The following is a 15,383-nucleotide window of genomic DNA, read 5'->3' as shown; positions in this document are numbered from 1 at the left end:
CTTGTCGATCACGTACACCACGCCATTGAGCAGCGCGACGTGCGCGTCGTCGCGCGCGCGCGAAACCCGCACCTGGTAGGTGCCGATCTTTCGCGAGCGTGCCACCTCGGTGGCGTGCGCGATCAGCCACTCGCCCTCTTCCACCGCGGTGGAGATGCTCATCTGGGAGTCGACCAGCGTGGCGATGCTGCCGTAGGTGTTGCAGGCCAGGCCGAGCGCCATGTCGCCAAGCGAGAAGATCGCGCCACCGTGGCACCGCTTGTTGAAGTTGATGTGCATGCGCTGCACGCGCATGCGCAGCTTCACTTCACCGGGCGCGGCGTACAACAACTGCATGCCCATGGCCTGGCCGAAGCCGTCGGCGCCCAGACAGCGCGTCACCAGGGCTCGGGCCTGCTGCGCGCCACCGGGGGCGTGGCGCAGGCCGCGCTGCGGTCGCTGCTCCAGCCATTCCACCAGCGCGTCCATGCCCTCGCCCGACGGCGCAGACACCTTCGTCACCACCGGCGTCCAGTCGGCGTGGCGGCGCAGGCCGATCATGGCGTTCAGGTCCGACTCGGTGCGGCGCGCGTCGGGCAGGTCGGCCTTGGTGACGACAAAGATGTCGGCGATTTCAAGCACGCCGGCCTTGATCGCCTGCACGTCGTCGCCCAGGCCCGGCGGGCAGGCCACGACGCGCGTGTCGGCGTAGCGCGTGATCTCCACCTCGGACTGGCCCGCGCCCACCGTCTCGACGATCACCACGTCGAAGCCGGCGGCGTCGAAGACGTCGATCACGTCGCCGGCCGCGGCGGCCAGGCCACCCAGGTGACCGCGCGAGGCGAGCGAACGGATGAAGACGCCCTCGTCGGACTGGCGCTCGCCCATGCGGATGCGGTCGCCCAGCACGGCACCGCCGGTGAAGGGGCTGGACGGATCGACCGCCACCACGGCCACGGTGCGGCCGCGCTGGCGCAGGCCCACAATGAGCGCGGACACCAGCGTGGACTTGCCTGCGCCCGGTGGCCCGGTGACGCCGATGACGTGCGCGCGGCCCGTGCGCCCGGCCACCGCCTGGCGCACGTCGTGCGCGCGCTCGTCGTTGCTTTCCAGGCTGCTGATGGCCCGCGCGAGGGTCAGGCGGTCGCCGCAGGCGATGCGTTCGCTGAGGGTATTGATCAAGGCGATCACACCATCGTCAAGGGTTGACCGAAGCCGAGCTCCTTGCGCAGCGTGCCGCAGATCTCGCCGTGGGTGGCACCGGCCTCGGCCGCCCGGACCACGTGCTCGAACACGTTCTGCTCGCGGTCGTTGGCCGAGCGCGCGAGCGCGGCGATGGCCTTGTCGACCTCGGCGTTCGAGCGGTTTTTCTTGTAGGCGCCGAGGCGTTCCACGTAGGCGCGCATGCGCTCGGGCGCCGGGTACTCAAGCGAGGGGTAGGTGGCCGGGTCTTCCTCGACCTGGTAGGCGTTGACGCCCACGATGGTCTGCTCGCCCGTGTCGACCCGCTTCTGGAACGCCAGCGCGGACTCGCCGATCATCTGCTGCACGATGCCCTTCTCGACCGCCTGGTACATGCCACCGGCCTCGTCGATCATGTCGATGATGGCGTTGATGCGCTGCTCCATCTGGTCGGTGAGCGACTCGATGTAGTACGAGCCACCCAGCGGGTCGATCACGTCGGTGAGGTGGGCCTCCTCGCGCAGGATGTTCTGCGTGGCCACGGCGATGCGCGCGGCCTCGGTCTTGGGCGTGGACAGCACCTCGTCGTAGGCGTCGGTGTGCAGCGACTGCAGGCCGCCGAAGATGCCCGCCATGGCCTGCGTGGTGACGCGCGCGATGTTGTTGAGCGGCTGCTGGCGCGTGAGGTCCACGCCCGAGGTCTGGCCGTGGAACTTGAAGCGCCAGGAGCGCGGGTCCTTGGCGCCGAAGCGCTCGCGGCACAGGCGAGCCCAGACCCGGCGACCGGCGCGGAACTTGGCCACTTCCTCGAAGAAGCTGATCGAGATGTCGAAGAAGAAGGTGAAGCGCGGCAGGAACTGGTCGGGGTCCATGCCGGCGGCGATGCAGTCCTCGGCGTATTGGATGCCCGAGCACAGCGTGAAGGCCATGGCTTCGGCGGGCGTGGCGCCGGCCTGCTGCATGTGCTGGCCAACGATGGACAGCGGGTTCCAGTGGGGCACCTGCGCGTTGCAGAAGCGGATGTGGTCCACGATGACCCGGCGCGCGCCCTGCAGCGCGAGGCGGAAGAACATGTGGTTGGCCACGAAGTGCGAGATGCAGTCGCTCTGGTTCGAGGTGCCGGTGATGCGCGTCCACGGAATGCCGCGGCGGCGTGCCACCGCCAGCTCGAAGGCCAGCAGGGTGAACGGCGATGGATCGTTCATCGCGGTGGAGATGCTGTCGATGGGTACACCATCGAGCGCGACCTGCATGTCGTCGGCGTTGTTGACCACGGTGCCACAGGTGCCGAGCAGCTCGGCCGGCACCTCGTCGGCGTCGTAGCCGCGGAAGACCGAGTTGCAGGGAATCAGCGACAGCGCCGAGGCGCCCAGGCCCAGGATCTCCTTGACGCGGACGTTGTAATCCTCGGGCACGCCCAGGCCGATGAGCTGGCGCTGCGACCAGCTGCGCCCCCGGTACATGGTGGAGTAGATGCCGCGCGTGAACGGGTACTGGCCCGGATAGCCCAGGCTTTCCGCGTAGGACTCGGTGCGCCGATCGCTGGGCGTGTACAGCGGCTTGACCGGAATGCCCGATCGGTTGTGCACGGTGGCATCGCCCGGCACCGCCTTGGCGAACTCATCGGCCCAGCGCTGCTCGCCTTCGGGCACGGACGCGGCGTGCAGGTGCTTGTCGACGGCGTTCATGCTTGCGCTCCTTGCAGTTCGCGGCGCTTGGTCGTGAGCGCCTTCACGTGCTCGACCACCTCGTCGAGCGAGGTGCCCGGGTGGAACACCCGAGCCACGCCGCTCTCGAGCAACACACCCTCGTCCTTGTGCGGCACGATGCCGCCGACGATCACCTGCACGTCGCCCAGGCCGGCCTCGCGCAGCGCGGCCATGAGCCGGGGCACGATGAGGTGGTCGGTGGCCAGAGAGGAGATGCCGATCACGTCGGCGTCCTCTTCCAGCGCAAGCTTCACCACGGTGGGAATCTCCTGCCACGGCGGCGTGTAGATCACTTCCATGCCCGCGTCGCGCAGGCAGGCCGCGATCACGCGGCTGCCACGGTCGTGGCCATCAAACCCTATCTTGGTGACGATCACCCTAGGCGGACGTTTCAACATCCTGCTTCTCCTTGACCAGCCCCACGAATTTCCGCGCCAGGGCGCGTGGGGTATCGCGTCCTTGGGGGTCGAACCAGAAAGGCGCCCAGTTCAGGGCACCCATGAGCATCAGTCGCATCGAGCGGCGGTCGATGCCGGGCGCCAGGGGCAGGCCGGCGATGGCTTCGCGGAAGTAGCGCTCGTGGTTGCCGCGCAGATCGCGCAGGCGATCGGCGATGCGGGGAATGTCGTCGGGCAGCACGCGGATCAGCACCTGCGCGTAGTCGCTGTCGCGCAGCACGGTCTCCAGGTGGGCGCGGCACAGGGCCTCGAGCCGCTGCCAGGGATCGGCCTCGCGCGCCACGGCGGTGGCGGAGGCGGTTTCGAGCGCCTGCACGCCGGTGGCGTACACGGCCAGCAGCAGCTCGTCCTTCGAAGGGAAGTGGTAGTAGACCGAGCCCGCGAGCATCTTGGCCTCCACCGCGATGTCGCGCATGGACGTGCCCGCGTAGCCGTGCAGCGCGAACAACCGCGCGGCTGCGTCGAGCAGATCGGGCAGGCGGTTGTCGGAGCGTGGACCCCGGGAGGTCTTGGTGGCGGCCGGCATATAAAAAGCAATCGTTCGCTAGGTTTAAGTGTGATTCCAGATTCGGCCGGTGTCAACCGGCCCCCACCCAGGGTTTTCTTGGATCTGCCGTTCATCGGCTTGTGGGCCGCGCCACCGGCCGGGATGTCGATGCCGCGCGGGCTGGGCCGTCGTGGTGATGCAATGCCCTATTGCGATCACTCAACACACAGGAGAACCCCATGCGATTCATCGTGATGGTCAAGGCCACGGCCGACAGCGAAGCGGGCGTGATGCCCACCGAACAGGAACTGGCCGAGATGGGCCGCTTCAACGAAGAACTGGTGAAGGCCGGCGTGATGGTCTCGGGCGAAGGCCTGCACCCGAGTTCGCAGGGCGCGCGCGTGCGCTTCTCGGGCCAACAGCGCAGCGTGATCGACGGCCCCTTCGCCGAGACCAAGGAGCTCGTCGCCGGCTTCTGGATCTGGCAATGCGCCTCGCTGCAAGAAGCCATCGACTGGGTCAAGCGCTGCCCCAACCCCATGCGCGGCGAATCGGAGATCGAGATCCGCCGCGTCTTCGAGGCCGAGGACTTCGGCGAGGCCTTCACGCCCGAGCTGCGTGAGCAGGAGGAGCGGCTGCGCGAACAGCTGATCGCGCAGCACAAGCGCTGAGACAGCGGGTCCGTCTCCTGGCCGAGGGGACGCAAGCCCTTGGCCCCACGCAGCGCCTGGTGAGGTGCGTGCGGGCAGGCGCCCGGGCGCCAGCCCTCGGTTCATCGCCTGAATCCTTCAGGCAAGCATCACATGTGATACTGTACATAAATACAGTATCTAGATGCCATGCTCTCCCCCTCGGCCGAGCCTTCGGCCCTCCCCCCGTCCGCGGCGCCCTGGCCGCGCCGCGTGGCCGACGCCCTCTGGCGCGGCCATGAAATCGGCGCGCCGCTGGCGCGCGTGCACCCCTCGGGCTGGGACGCGCTGGACCGCGAGCTGCCCGGCGGCGGCTGGCCCTGCCGCGCGCTCACCGAGGTCTTGCAGGCCCGCGCCGGCGCCCATGAGTGGCGCCTGCTCGCGCCCTGCCTGCCGCGCCTGGCCAGCGCAGGGCGCAGCCTGGCCCTGGTGGGACCGCCCTGGGTGCCGCATGGGCCAGGGCTGCAGCAGCTGGGACTGCCGGCGCGCCAGCTGATCTGGGTGCAAGCCGACAGCGAGGCCGAGCGCCTGTGGGCGAGCGAGCAACTCATCCGCGCCAACGCCTGCGGCGCGCTGCTGGCCTGGCTGCCGCAGGCCAGCCCCGAGGCCCTGCGCCGCCTGCAGGTGAGCGCGCAAGGCAACGACGGCCTGGTGCTGCTGTTTCGCCCGCAGGCCGCGCGGCACCAGGCCTCGCCCGCGCCGCTGCGCCTGCTGGTGCAGCACAGCCCCGACTGGGCCCTGCGCGTGCGCCTGCTCAAGCGCCGCGGCCCGCCGCACGACAGCGAATTGCGCCTGCCCTCGGTGCCGGGCGCGCTGGACGCCCTGCTCACCCCGCGTCTGCGCGCGCTGGGCCGACGGACCCCTGAAAACGAGGAGGCCGCCGATGTGGTGGGCCGCACTGATCCTTCCCGAAGCGAGCGGCGGCAGCGGCAGCGCGCCTGAAGCGCCAGGGTGGCGCCTCGCCGAACTGGGCACCTGGGCCTTGCAGTTCACGCCGCGGGTGGCCCTGGTCGAGGGCGCCACGCTCATGGAACTGGAGGCCAGCCAACGCCTGTTCGGCGGCCAGGCGGCGCTGCGCGAGCGCGTGCGCGAGGCGGCCGCGGCCGAGTTCGGCATCCACCGCATCGGCTGGGCCCCGACCGGCCTGGCCGCGCTGGCCTTCGCGCGCGCGGGTGTCGAGGGCGTCGACCCTGGTGTACCGCTGGCGCGCGCGCTGGACCGCTTGCCGATGGACACGCTTGGGGCCGTGGCCCCGCACCGCGGCACGCTCGCGCGCCTGGGCTGCCGCACGCTGGGCGACCTGCGCCGCCTGCCGCGCGCGGGCCTCGGCCGACGCTTCGACGCCGCGCTGCTGGAGGCGCTGGACCAAGCCCATGGCCAACGCCCCGAGACGCACGGCTGGCTCGCGCCCCCCGAGACCTTTCGCGCGCGGCTGGAACTGATGTCGCGCGTGGAAGACGCGCCCTCGCTCATGCACGGCGCGCACCGCCTGCTGCTGCGCCTGGGCGGCTGGCTGGGCGCGCGGCACCGCGGCGTCACGGCCTTCGCGCTGCGCTGGGCGCACGACACCCTGCGCGCGCGCGCCGCGGGCGAAGGCGGCGAACTGGTGCTGCGCACGCGCACGCCCACGCGCCGCGTCGAGCACCTGGCGCGCCTGCTCGCCGAACACCTGGCGCGCACCGAATTGCTGGCGCCGGTGGGTGAGCTGGAACTGGAGGCCCTGGACACGCAGCCGCTGGCGCCGCCCAGCGCCTCGCTCCTGCCCGACGACGGCGCGAGCGACGCCGCGCTGGACGACACCCTGGAGCGCCTCGCGGCGCGGCTGGGCGCGGCGCGCGTGCTGCGGCCCGTGCCGCTGGACGACCACCGGCTCGAGCACATGCAGCGCTGGCAGCCTGTGGGCGAGCCCCTGCCGCGCGCCCGTCCCGCGCCCTGCGCCGCCGACCGCACGCCGCAGCCGAGCTGGGTGCTGCCCCAGCCCTTGCGGCTGCCGGTGCGTGACCACCGGCCCGTGTACCGCGAAACGCTGCAACTCATCGCCGGGCCACACCGCGTGGAAGGCGGCTGGTGGGACCGCGCGCCCGACGGCGTCCAGCACCGCCACGCGCAGCGCGACTACTTCGTCGCGTTCGACGCTCGGGCCGGCGTGCTCTGGGTGTTCCAGGAACGCCTGGCCGACGAGGGCGGCGCCTGGTACCTGCACGGGGTGTTTGCATGAACCCCGCTCGGCCGCCCGAAGGGGTTCGCACCGCGGTGCGCGGCACGGGGGTTTCCGAATGAACACGCCCGCACTGCCCGCCTACGCCGAGCTGCACTGCCTCAGCAACTTCACCTTTCTGCGCGGCGCCAGCCACCCCAAGGAACTGGTGCGGCGCGCGGCGCAACTGGGCTATGCCGCGCTGGCCATCGCCGACGAATGCTCCATGGCCGGCGTGGTGCGCGCGCACGTGGAGGCCAAGGCGCGCGGCCTGCCGCTGATCATCGGCGCGCAGTTCCGCGTGGACGACGCGCCCTTCACACTGGTCGCGTTGGCGCAGAACCGAAACGGCTATGGCAACCTGTGCGAGCTGATCTCGCGGCTGCGCCGCGCCAGCCCGACCAAAGGCGAGTACCGCCTGCGCCTGGCCGACATCGACCCCACGGCGCTGGCCGATTGCCTGGTGCTCGCCGCGCCCGAGCGCGGCACGCCGCTGCCGCGCCTGATCGAACTGGCGCGCTGGCTGCTCACCGGCTTCAGCGGGCGCTGCTGGTTCGCGGTCACGCTGCTGCGCCAGCTCGACGACGAGGCCTGGCTCGCGCGCCTGCGCGAAGCCGGCGAACTCAGCGCCATCCCGCTCGTGGCCACGGGCGACGTGCTGATGCACCGGCGCTCGCGCCAGGCCCTGCAGGACGTGCTCAGCGCCACGCGCCTGGGCCGGCCGCTCACCGACTGCGGCCAGCAGCTGCAGCCCAACGCCGAGCGCCACCTGCGCTCGCGGCTGCGCCTGTCCACCACCTACCCGTCCGATCTGTTGGCCGAAACCTTGCGCGTGGCCGAGCGCTGCGCCTTCTCGCTCGACGAGCTGCGCTACCAGTACCCGGCCGAGGTGGTGCCCCAAGGGCGCACGCCCGCGTCTTACCTGCGCGAACTCACGGAACGGGGTGCGGCGCGGCGCTGGCCCGCGGGCACGCCCGACAAGGTGCGCGCGCAGATCGAACACGAACTCGCGCTCATCGCCGAGCTGCGCTACGAGCACTACTTCCTCACCGTGGCCGACATCGTGCGCTTCGCGCGCGGGGAAAAGATCCTGTGCCAGGGCCGCGGCAGCGCGGCCAACTCGGTGGTCTGCTACTGCCTGGGCGTGACCGAGGTCGATCCGCAGCGCCAGACCGTGCTGTTCGAACGCTTCCTCAGCAAGGAGCGCAACGAGCCGCCCGACATCGACGTCGACTTCGAGCACGAGCGGCGCGAGGAGGTGATCCAGTACCTCTACCGCAAGTACGGTCGCGAGCGCGCCGCGCTCACCGCCACCGTCATCACCTACCACCGGCGCAGCGCCATCCGCGACGTGGGCAAGGCCCTGGGTTTCGACGCCGAGGCGATCGACCGCCTGGCCAAGGAGCAGCAGTGGTTCGACGGCCGGACGCCTTCGGCCGAGCGCCTGCTGGCCGTGGGACTGCGGCCCGACGACCTGGCCGTGCGCCAGCTCATCGACCTGGTCGGCGTGCTCACGGGCGAGGCCACCGACCAAGAGGAGGACAAGGCGGGCGACGTGTTCACGGGCTTTCCGCGCCACCTCTCGCAGCACGTGGGCGGCTTCGTGCTCACGCAGGACCCACTCACGCGCCTGGTGCCGGTGGAGAACGCGGCCATGGAAGGCCGCACCGTGATCGAGTGGGACAAGGACGACCTCGACGCCCTGGGCCTGCTCAAGGTGGACGTGCTCGCGCTGGGCATGCTCACCGCGCTGCGCAAGGCCCTGGTCTTCATCGGCCAGCAACGCGGCCGGCCCGTCGAGTTGCAGGACATCCCCGACGGCGACGACCCCACCTACGACATGATCTGCGAGGCCGACACCATCGGCGTGTTCCAGATCGAATCGCGCGCGCAGCAGAGCATGCTGCCGCGCCTGCGCCCCCGCACCTTCTACGACCTGGTGATCGAGGTCGCCATCGTGCGGCCCGGCCCCATCCAGGGCGGCATGGTGCACCCCTACCTGAACCGGCGGCAGGGCAAGGAGCCGGTGCACTTCGAGAAAGACGAACTCAAGCCCGCGCTCGAGCGCACCCTGGGCGTGCCCGTGTTCCAGGAACAGGTGATGCAGCTGGCCATCATCGCCGCCGGCTTCACGCCCGGCGAAGCCGACGAGCTGCGCCGCGCCATGGCCGCGTGGAAGCGCAAGGGCGGCCTGCACAAGTACCACGAGAAGATCGTCAAGGGCATGACCGGCAACGGCTACTCGGCCGAGTTCGCCGAGCGCATCTACCAGCAGATCCACGGCTTCTCGGACTACGGCTTTCCCGAGAGCCACGCCGCGAGCTTCGCGCTGCTGGTCTACGCCTCCTGCTGGATCAAATGCCACCACCCGGCCGCCTTCCTGGCCGCGATGCTCAACAGCCAGCCGCTGGGCTTCTACACGCCCAGCCAGCTGGTGCAGGACGCGCAGCGCCATGGCGTGGAGGTGCGCCCGGTGGACGTGTGCCACAGCGACCGGGACTGCACGCTGGAAGACCTGCCGCGCGAACCCGCGGTGCGCCTGGGCCTGAACCGGGTGGGCGGCCTGTCGCGCGCGGCGGCGGACCGCATCGCCGCCGCGCGCCGCGACGCGCCTTTCCAGGACGCCGAAGACCTCGCGCGGCGCGCGGGCCTGGACCGGCGCGAGCTGCAGGCCCTGGCCGCGGCCGACGCGCTGATCGGCCTGTCCGGCCACCGGCGCCTGCAGATGTGGGACGCGGCGGGCCATCGCGCGCCGCCCGCGCTGCTGCGCCAGGCACCCGTGCACGAGGCGCCCATCGAACTGCCGCCCGCACCCGAGGGCGAGGCCATTGTCTGGGACTACGCGGCCACGCGCCTGACGCTGCGCCGCCACCCGCTGGCCTTGCTGCGGCCGCAGCTGCGCGCGCGGCGCCTGATGACGGCCGAGGAACTCAAGGCCCTGCCCGACAAGCGCTTCGCGCGCGCCTGCGGCATCGTCACCGTGCGCCAGCAGCCACAGACGGCCAACGGCACCATCTTCGTTTCGCTGGAGGACGAGACCGGCGCGGTGCAGGTGATCGTCTGGCGCCACGTGCGCGAGCGCCAGCGCGCCGAGCTGCTGCACGCGCGGCTGCTCGCGGTGCACGGCGTGTGGCAGCGCGAGGGCCCGCTGTGCAACCTGATCGCGGGACGGCTGGAAGACCTCACCCCGCTGCTCGGCCGGCTGGCGACCGAAAGCCGGGACTTCCACTGATTCGATTTCGGGACCTTGTCCTGTTTGACTTCGTCCGGATTTTTTTCATTCACGCCCCGTTCATCCAACGCACCGGCGGCGCGATTGCTTGTTCCCGCGCCCCGCCTGAGCGACGTGCTTCAGCCCGGCGCCGCCACCGCCGGGCGCCGCATCAGCAGCAGCGCCGTCGTCAGGCAGGCCAAGGCGATCACCGCCGCGCCGGCCAGCGTGACCAGGTGCAGCGACTCCACGAAAGCGCCGCGCGCCAGCGCGGCGAACAGCGGCCCGTCCGATCCGCCCAGCGCCTTGGCCGCGTGCAACGCGCCCGCCAGCGTGTCGCGCGCCGCATCGGCGGCCGGGGCGGGCAAGGCCCCCGGCATCGCCGCGCCCACGCGCGCCTGGTACCAGGCCACGCCCAGGCTGCCCAGCAAGGCCACGCCCAGCGCGCCGCTCAGCTCGGATGCGGTCTCCGACAGCGCCGAGGCCGCGCCCGCGCGCTCGGGCGGTGCCGAGGTGATGATGATCTCGTTGCCCAGCGTGAACACCGGCGCCATGCCCAGGCTCATGATCACCGTGCCCGCCACCAGCCAGGGCAGGCCCGTGCCGGTGTCCACCATCAGCAGCATCAGGAAACCGATCGCCGCCGCCACCTGGCCGCCGACAAGGATGCGCACCGGCGCGAACCAGCTCGCCAGGCGCGGCGCGCCCAGCGAACCGACCACGAAGGCCAGCGCCCAGGGCAAGGTGACCAGGCCCGCGCTCAGCGGGTCGAGCGCGCGCACCACCTGCAGGTACTGCGTGATGAAGATGTAGATGCCGAACATGGCCAGGCAGGACAGCGCGTAGGCCGACAGCGCGGCGGCGAAGCGCGGCTGGCGGAACAGCGCGATGTCGAGCAGCGGGTGCGCCAGGCGCGACTGGCGCCGCACGAACACCCAGCCCAGGGCCACGCCCGCCAGCAGCGGCAGCAGCCCGGCCGCCACCAGGCCATCGGTGGCGATGGTCTTGATGCCGTAGACCGCCGCCAGCACCGCGGCCAAGGACAGCAAGGCGCTCGCCAGATCGAGCGGGCCGGCCTCGGGGTCGCGAAACTCGGGCAGCAGCAGCGGGCCCAGCACCAGCAGCAGCACCATCACCGGCACCGCCACCAGGAAGACCGCGCCCCAGTGGAACCACTGCAGCAGCGCGCCGCCCACCAGCGGGCCGATGGCCGCGCCCATGGAGAAGCTCGCGATCCACACCCCGATGGCGAAACGGCGCTGCTCCTCGTCGTGAAACATGTTCCGGATCAGCGACATGGTGGACGGCGCGAGCGTGGCGCCGGCCACGCCCAGCAGGGCCCGCATGGCGATCAGCATCTCGGCGCTGGTCGAGTAGGCGGCCATCAGCGAGGCCAGGCCGAAGGCGGCGGCACCGATCAGCAGCAGCTTGCGCCGGCCGATGCGATCGCCCAGGTTGCCCATGGTGATGAGGAAGCCCGCCACCAGGAAACTGTAGATATCGACCATCCACAGCAACTGCGCGGCGCTGGGCCGCAGCTCGGCGCTGAGCACGGGCAGCGCGAGGTTGAGCACGGTCATGTCCATGGCATAGACCATGCAGGGCAGAGCGATCACCGCCAATCCCAACCATTCGCGGCTGGTGGCCTTGGCGGGCGCGGATGAAGTGTGTTCAGACATCGAGGATCACCTTGAAGCCCCCATAGATCAAGCGTTTGCCATCAAACGGCATGGGGGCGCGGTCGGGTTGCATGCGGGGGTCGGCCATGACCTTTTCCCAGGCGGCGTCGCGCACCTCGCGCGAGGGCCAGACGACCCAGGAGAAGACCACCACCTCGTCTTTTTCGAGCTTCACCGCCATCGGCATGGAGGTGAGCTTGCCCTCGGGCACATCGTCGGCCCAGGTTTCGACGACGCGCGTGGCGCCGTGCTCTTTGAAGACCGCCGCGGCCTCCTTGCAGTGCTTCAGGTAGGCCTCGCGGTTGGCGGTGGGAACAGGGGCCATGAATCCATCGACGTAGCTCATTTCACTGTCTCCTTGGTGGGGCTGGGAAGGAATTGCAGTTCGAGGTGGCGGCGCAACACGCGCAGGCACTCGACCGCGGGCTCGATCGACTGCCGGGACTTGACCAGCAGCAGCGAGCCCTGGACCACGGCCTGCATGTACAGCCCCAGGGCCTCGGCGCTCCAGCGCGCGCGCGGCACGTGCTGGCGCTTGGCGGCCGCGATCAGCTCGGTGAGCATGTCCACGTGTACCCCGATGTGGCGGTCGCAGACCTCGCGCAGCACGGGGTGCGTGATGTGCACCTCCTGCACCAGGGTGCCGAGCACGCAGGTGATCTCGGCGATCTCGCCCTGCAGCAGCTCGATGCGGAAATCGACGTAGCCCAGCAGGCGTTGCAAGGGGTCGGTCTTGTCCATGTAGCCGGCGTGGCGGAACAGCTCGTCGGCCTGTTCGCCGAAGCGCTGCGCGGCGGCGGCGAACACGTCTTCCTTGGTCTTGAAGTGGTGGAAGAACGCGCCCTTGGTGAGGGCCGTGGCGGCACACAGTTCGTCCACCGTGGTGGCGGCGTAACCCTTGGTGCGAACCAGGGTCATGGCCGCTTCGAGCAGCCGGTCGCGGGAGCTGGGCGCGGGGGTGGCCATGGCAATTTCCGGGGGTTGACGGGAAGGGGTCGAAGACTACCGACCAGTTGGTATGTTCGTCAAGCAACGGGCTGCGGCATCCGGCAAACGGCGAGCCTGGCGCGCGCAGCGCGCATGGCGGACCGTCACACCGCGTGCGCGGCCCACAGGGCGCGCACCGCGCGCCGCCATTCGCGCGGCGGCACCGGCGCCTCGGGCGCGTTCACGCGCAGCGCCAGCGCGTTGAGCGCGCCATTCATCATGGCCACCGCCAGTTCCAGGCGGCAGTCGAGGCGGATCGCCCCGGCCGCGATCGCGGCCTGCATGCCCTCGGCAAGCGAGGCCTGGCTCAGGCGGTCGTCCAGCGCCTGCCAGCGGGCCCAGCCCAGCACCGTGGGCGCGTCGATCATGAGGATGCGGCGCGCCTCGGGCTCCGAGGTCTTCTCGATCCAGCGGATGGAGCCCTGCACCAAGGCGTCCAGCGGGTCGCGCCGCGTGTCGGCCGCCCGCTCCACGGCGGGCACGATGTCTTCGCACACCGCCAGGCACACCGCCTCGAACAGCGCGGCCTTGTCGGCGAAGTGGTGGTACATCGCGCCGCGCGCCACGCCGGCCTCCTGCAGCACCGCCTCGGTGGCGGTGCCGGCGTAGCCCTGCTCGCCAAACATGCGGCGGGCCACGGCGATGAGGCGTGCGCGGGTGGCGCTGGCGCGTTCGGCGTTCTTCATGGGCGCTCCTTTTCGATCATCCAGATCATTGACAGACAGTCTGTCGGTATCTTACATTGAATAAACCGACTGTCTGTCTATTTTTAAGGAGATACCCATGACCCATCTGGCCCGCTACCAGGATCGCTACCCCATCGTCGTGACGCCGGACATCCGCGCCTGCCAGGCCTTCTGGGAGCAGCGCCTGGGCTGGCAATGCGGCTTCGCCAGCAGCTGGTTCGTGTGGCTGTGCGCCGAGGACGGCAGCGCCTCGCTGGCTTTCATGGCGCCCGACCACCCCTCGGCCCCGCCCGGGCCCGAAACCTTCAGCGGCCAGGGGCTGTGCTTCGAATTGCAGGTGGCCGACGCGGCCGCCGCACACGCGGATTTCCTGGCGCGCGGTGGTGTGGCGGGCCTGTCCTTGCGCGACGAGGCCTTCGGCCAGCGCCGCTTCGGCTTTCGCGACCCCTCGGGCCTGTGGGTGGACGTGGTCGAGCAGATCGAGCCGCAGGCCGGCTTCTGGGACCGCTACAGGGTCTGAGGCTCAGTCGCCCGTGGGCGACAGGCGGAACTGCTCCACCACCTTCTGCGAGCCCAGGGTGCGCGCCAGTGCCCCCAGGTTCTTCGCCCGCATGGTGCGCAGCATCATGCGGTACTCGAAGGTGTCGCCCTCCTCCAGCCGGTAGCTCAGGTTGGCGATGGTGAAGCCGTGCGCCTTGAGCAGCTGGCGCAGGTCGGCCTCGGGCATGGCCTTGAGGCGGTCGAAGCGCACCGTGAGCTGGGCGTAGATGTGCGTCGGCACCACGCGTTCGACGCGGTGCAGCAGCACCAATGTCGCCAGCGTCAGCACCGTGGCGAGCACCGCCGGGAAGTAGAAGCCGATGCCCATGAGCACGCCGATGGAGGCGGTCATCCAGATGGACGCCGCGGTGGTGAGGCCGCGCACCGTGAGCCCCTCCTTGAAGATCACGCCCGCGCCCAGGAAACCGATGCCGGTCATGATGCCCTGGGCCATGCGCGTGGGGTCCATGGTCACGTTGCCCTTGCTGTCCTGCTCGAACCAGACCCCCTGGTACAGCGTCACCAGCATCAGCAGGCTGGAGGCCAGGCACACCAGGGTGTGGGTGCGAAAGCCCGCGGGCCGGCCATGGAAGCTGCGCTCCAGGCCGATCAGGCCGCCGGCCACCATGGCGAAGAGCAGGTGCCGCGCGATTTCCTTGTAGAGCGCCAGGGTCTCGGGATCGGGCATTTTCAACGGGTCCATCGCGGTTCCTCCTGCCCCATGCTACGCCGAGGCCCGCGGTGCCCCGCGGCGTGAAATCCCTTAGCGCCGCGGGCTCACCCCTTGCCCAGGGGTGGCCGTCCGAAGAGGCTGGACGCGTTGCTGATCGGCCCCAACTCGGCGGCCGCGGCCAGCAGCGAGGGCGCCAGCTCCTGCATGCGCGCCACGCCCAGGCGCGTGCGCGGCCCCGCGATGCTGATGACGCCAATGGCCTCGTGGCGACGCATCACCGGCGCGGCCATCGCGCTCATGCCCGGCGCGAACACCTCGTCGATCATGGCGTAGCCCCGCACGCGGGCCGCGTGCAGGAAGCCCAACATCGCCTTGACCGTTGTCGGCGCCTTGGGGCCGTAGTCCTTGGGTTGCCCGAAGCCCTGTCGCGTCACCAGCTCCAGCGCTCGCTCGTCGCTGAGCGTGTGCAGCCAGGCATGGCCCGAGGCCGAGCAAGACAGCCACACATCCGCGCCCATGTCGGGGTCGTAGCGCACGCCTTGCTGGCGCACGCCCTGGGCCTTGGCCACGAAGGTCAGGCGGTCGTCGTCCACCAGGGACAGGCGCACCAGCTCGCCCGACTGCTGCGCCAGCCGCTCCAGCAGGGGCCCGGCGATATCGACGATGCCACCGTGGCTGAGGTAGCCAAGGCCAATGGAGACCACCTTGGTGGTGAGCTGGTAGTCGCCCTGCTTGCGCTTCTGGCGCACATAACCGCGCTGCTGCAGATCGGCCAGCAGGCGATGGCAGGCGCTCAGCGGAATGTCCAGCTCCTCGGCCATGAGGGCCAGGGGCAGGCCGTCGGGGTGGCGCGACAGGTGCTCGAGCAGCGAGAGGCCGCGGTCCAGGGCAAGGTTCATGTCTCGA

At 70.6% G+C, this 15,383-nt stretch carries 15 protein-coding genes; 5 read left to right on the top strand and 10 right to left on the bottom strand.

The window, feature by feature from the left end:
- From meaB to BGO22_RS08045, 4 genes are all read right to left on the bottom strand, one after another.
- The coding region (gene meaB, locus BGO22_RS08060) for a methylmalonyl Co-A mutase-associated GTPase MeaB (protein WP_286849984.1) at nt 1-1,170 on the bottom strand (1,170 nt) is incomplete at its 3' end.
- Nucleotides 1,167-2,849, bottom strand: a complete 1,683-nt coding sequence (locus BGO22_RS08055; protein WP_070401042.1) for an acyl-CoA mutase large subunit family protein — start codon at nt 2,847-2,849, stop codon at nt 1,167-1,169. The genes meaB and BGO22_RS08055, both read right to left, overlap by 4 nt.
- On the bottom strand, nt 2,846-3,268 hold the full coding sequence (locus tag BGO22_RS08050) for a cobalamin B12-binding domain-containing protein (RefSeq protein ID WP_070401043.1): 423 nt from the start codon (nt 3,266-3,268) through the stop codon (nt 2,846-2,848). The genes BGO22_RS08055 and BGO22_RS08050 overlap by 4 nt, the downstream gene beginning before the upstream one ends.
- Nucleotides 3,249-3,854 (bottom strand): TetR/AcrR family transcriptional regulator, encoded by a 606-nt coding sequence (locus tag BGO22_RS08045; protein ID WP_070401044.1) that lies wholly within the window; start codon nt 3,852-3,854, stop codon nt 3,249-3,251. Before BGO22_RS08045 ends, BGO22_RS08050 begins: the two co-directional genes overlap by 20 nt.
- Before the next feature lie 200 nt (nt 3,855-4,054).
- Between BGO22_RS08045 and BGO22_RS08040 the strand changes: the two genes are divergently transcribed.
- The 4 genes from BGO22_RS08040 (at nt 4,055) to BGO22_RS08025 (ending at nt 9,933) form a co-directional block, all read left to right on the top strand.
- Nucleotides 4,055-4,486 carry a YciI family protein gene (locus BGO22_RS08040; protein WP_070401045.1) on the top strand — a complete coding sequence of 144 codons (432 nt, stop codon included), beginning with the start codon at nt 4,055-4,057 and terminating at the stop codon, nt 4,484-4,486.
- Nucleotides 4,487-4,654: 168 nt separating this feature from the next.
- On the top strand, nt 4,655-5,446 hold the full coding sequence (imuA, locus tag BGO22_RS08035) for a translesion DNA synthesis-associated protein ImuA (RefSeq protein ID WP_070401046.1): 792 nt from the start codon (nt 4,655-4,657) through the stop codon (nt 5,444-5,446).
- Nucleotides 5,388-6,722 (top strand): Y-family DNA polymerase, encoded by a 1,335-nt coding sequence (locus tag BGO22_RS08030; protein ID WP_204744150.1) that lies wholly within the window; start codon nt 5,388-5,390, stop codon nt 6,720-6,722. Before imuA ends, BGO22_RS08030 begins: the two co-directional genes overlap by 59 nt.
- A 58-nt stretch (nt 6,723-6,780) precedes the next feature.
- On the top strand, nt 6,781-9,933 hold the full coding sequence (locus BGO22_RS08025) for an error-prone DNA polymerase (protein WP_286849979.1): 3,153 nt from the start codon (nt 6,781-6,783) through the stop codon (nt 9,931-9,933).
- Between the two features lie 119 nt (nt 9,934-10,052).
- Here the strand turns inward: BGO22_RS08025 and BGO22_RS08020 are convergent, their stop codons facing one another.
- From BGO22_RS08020 to BGO22_RS08005, 4 genes are all read right to left on the bottom strand, one after another.
- The gene (locus BGO22_RS08020; protein ID WP_286849978.1) at nt 10,053-11,591 is read right to left on the bottom strand and encodes an MFS transporter; all 1,539 of its coding nucleotides are present in this window, start codon (nt 11,589-11,591) and stop codon (nt 10,053-10,055) included.
- The gene (locus BGO22_RS08015; RefSeq protein WP_286849976.1) at nt 11,584-11,937 is read right to left on the bottom strand and encodes a DUF1428 domain-containing protein; all 354 of its coding nucleotides are present in this window, start codon (nt 11,935-11,937) and stop codon (nt 11,584-11,586) included. Before BGO22_RS08015 ends, BGO22_RS08020 begins: the two co-directional genes overlap by 8 nt.
- A complete protein-coding gene (locus tag BGO22_RS08010) occupies nt 11,934-12,557 on the bottom strand; it encodes a TetR/AcrR family transcriptional regulator (RefSeq protein WP_286849973.1) in 624 nt (207 codons plus the stop codon). Before BGO22_RS08010 ends, BGO22_RS08015 begins: the two co-directional genes overlap by 4 nt.
- A gap of 125 nt (nt 12,558-12,682) precedes the next feature.
- The gene (locus tag BGO22_RS08005; RefSeq protein ID WP_286849970.1) at nt 12,683-13,264 is read right to left on the bottom strand and encodes a TetR/AcrR family transcriptional regulator; all 582 of its coding nucleotides are present in this window, start codon (nt 13,262-13,264) and stop codon (nt 12,683-12,685) included.
- Nucleotides 13,265-13,361: 97 nt separating this feature from the next.
- Here BGO22_RS08005 and BGO22_RS08000 point away from each other — a divergent pair, with 97 nt between their 5' ends.
- Entirely contained in the window at nt 13,362-13,784 is a 423-nt protein-coding gene (locus tag BGO22_RS08000; RefSeq protein WP_286849967.1) for a VOC family protein, read from the top strand.
- A gap of 3 nt (nt 13,785-13,787) precedes the next feature.
- On the opposite strand, the gene BGO22_RS07995 is transcribed toward BGO22_RS08000, so the two are convergent.
- Together BGO22_RS07995 and BGO22_RS07990 are read right to left on the bottom strand one after the other, a co-directional pair.
- On the bottom strand, nt 13,788-14,507 hold the full coding sequence (locus BGO22_RS07995) for an MgtC/SapB family protein (RefSeq protein WP_286849964.1): 720 nt from the start codon (nt 14,505-14,507) through the stop codon (nt 13,788-13,790).
- A 74-nt stretch (nt 14,508-14,581) separates the two neighbouring features.
- Entirely contained in the window at nt 14,582-15,376 is a 795-nt protein-coding gene (locus BGO22_RS07990) for an IclR family transcriptional regulator (RefSeq protein WP_070401054.1), read from the bottom strand.
- Nucleotides 15,377-15,383: the final 7 nt, after the last annotated feature.

Origin of the sequence: Hydrogenophaga sp. 70-12 (assembly GCF_001897365.1) — a bacterium.
Classification (GTDB): domain Bacteria; phylum Pseudomonadota; class Gammaproteobacteria; order Burkholderiales; family Burkholderiaceae_C; genus Hydrogenophaga; species Hydrogenophaga borbori.
Note: the sequence above shows the minus strand (reverse complement) of the source record. Positions and strands in the feature narration are given on the sequence as shown.

Coding starts and splice junctions, on each gene's coding strand:
- BGO22_RS08055 (WP_070401042.1), bottom strand. CDS start 2,849: ATGAACGCCGTCGACAAGCACCTGCACGCCGCGTCCGTGCCCGAAGGC.
- BGO22_RS08050 (WP_070401043.1), bottom strand. CDS start 3,268: ATGTTGAAACGTCCGCCTAGGGTGATCGTCACCAAGATAGGGTTTGAT.
- BGO22_RS08045 (WP_070401044.1), bottom strand. CDS start 3,854: ATGCCGGCCGCCACCAAGACCTCCCGGGGTCCACGCTCCGACAACCGC.
- BGO22_RS08040 (WP_070401045.1), top strand. CDS start 4,055: ATGCGATTCATCGTGATGGTCAAGGCCACGGCCGACAGCGAAGCGGGC.
- imuA (WP_070401046.1), top strand. CDS start 4,655: ATGCTCTCCCCCTCGGCCGAGCCTTCGGCCCTCCCCCCGTCCGCGGCG.
- BGO22_RS08030 (WP_204744150.1), top strand. CDS start 5,388: ATGTGGTGGGCCGCACTGATCCTTCCCGAAGCGAGCGGCGGCAGCGGC.
- BGO22_RS08025 (WP_286849979.1), top strand. CDS start 6,781: ATGAACACGCCCGCACTGCCCGCCTACGCCGAGCTGCACTGCCTCAGC.
- BGO22_RS08020 (WP_286849978.1), bottom strand. CDS start 11,591: ATGTCTGAACACACTTCATCCGCGCCCGCCAAGGCCACCAGCCGCGAA.
- BGO22_RS08015 (WP_286849976.1), bottom strand. CDS start 11,937: ATGAGCTACGTCGATGGATTCATGGCCCCTGTTCCCACCGCCAACCGC.
- BGO22_RS08010 (WP_286849973.1), bottom strand. CDS start 12,557: ATGGCCACCCCCGCGCCCAGCTCCCGCGACCGGCTGCTCGAAGCGGCC.
- BGO22_RS08005 (WP_286849970.1), bottom strand. CDS start 13,264: ATGAAGAACGCCGAACGCGCCAGCGCCACCCGCGCACGCCTCATCGCC.
- BGO22_RS08000 (WP_286849967.1), top strand. CDS start 13,362: ATGACCCATCTGGCCCGCTACCAGGATCGCTACCCCATCGTCGTGACG.
- BGO22_RS07995 (WP_286849964.1), bottom strand. CDS start 14,507: ATGGACCCGTTGAAAATGCCCGATCCCGAGACCCTGGCGCTCTACAAG.
- BGO22_RS07990 (WP_070401054.1), bottom strand. CDS start 15,376: ATGAACCTTGCCCTGGACCGCGGCCTCTCGCTGCTCGAGCACCTGTCG.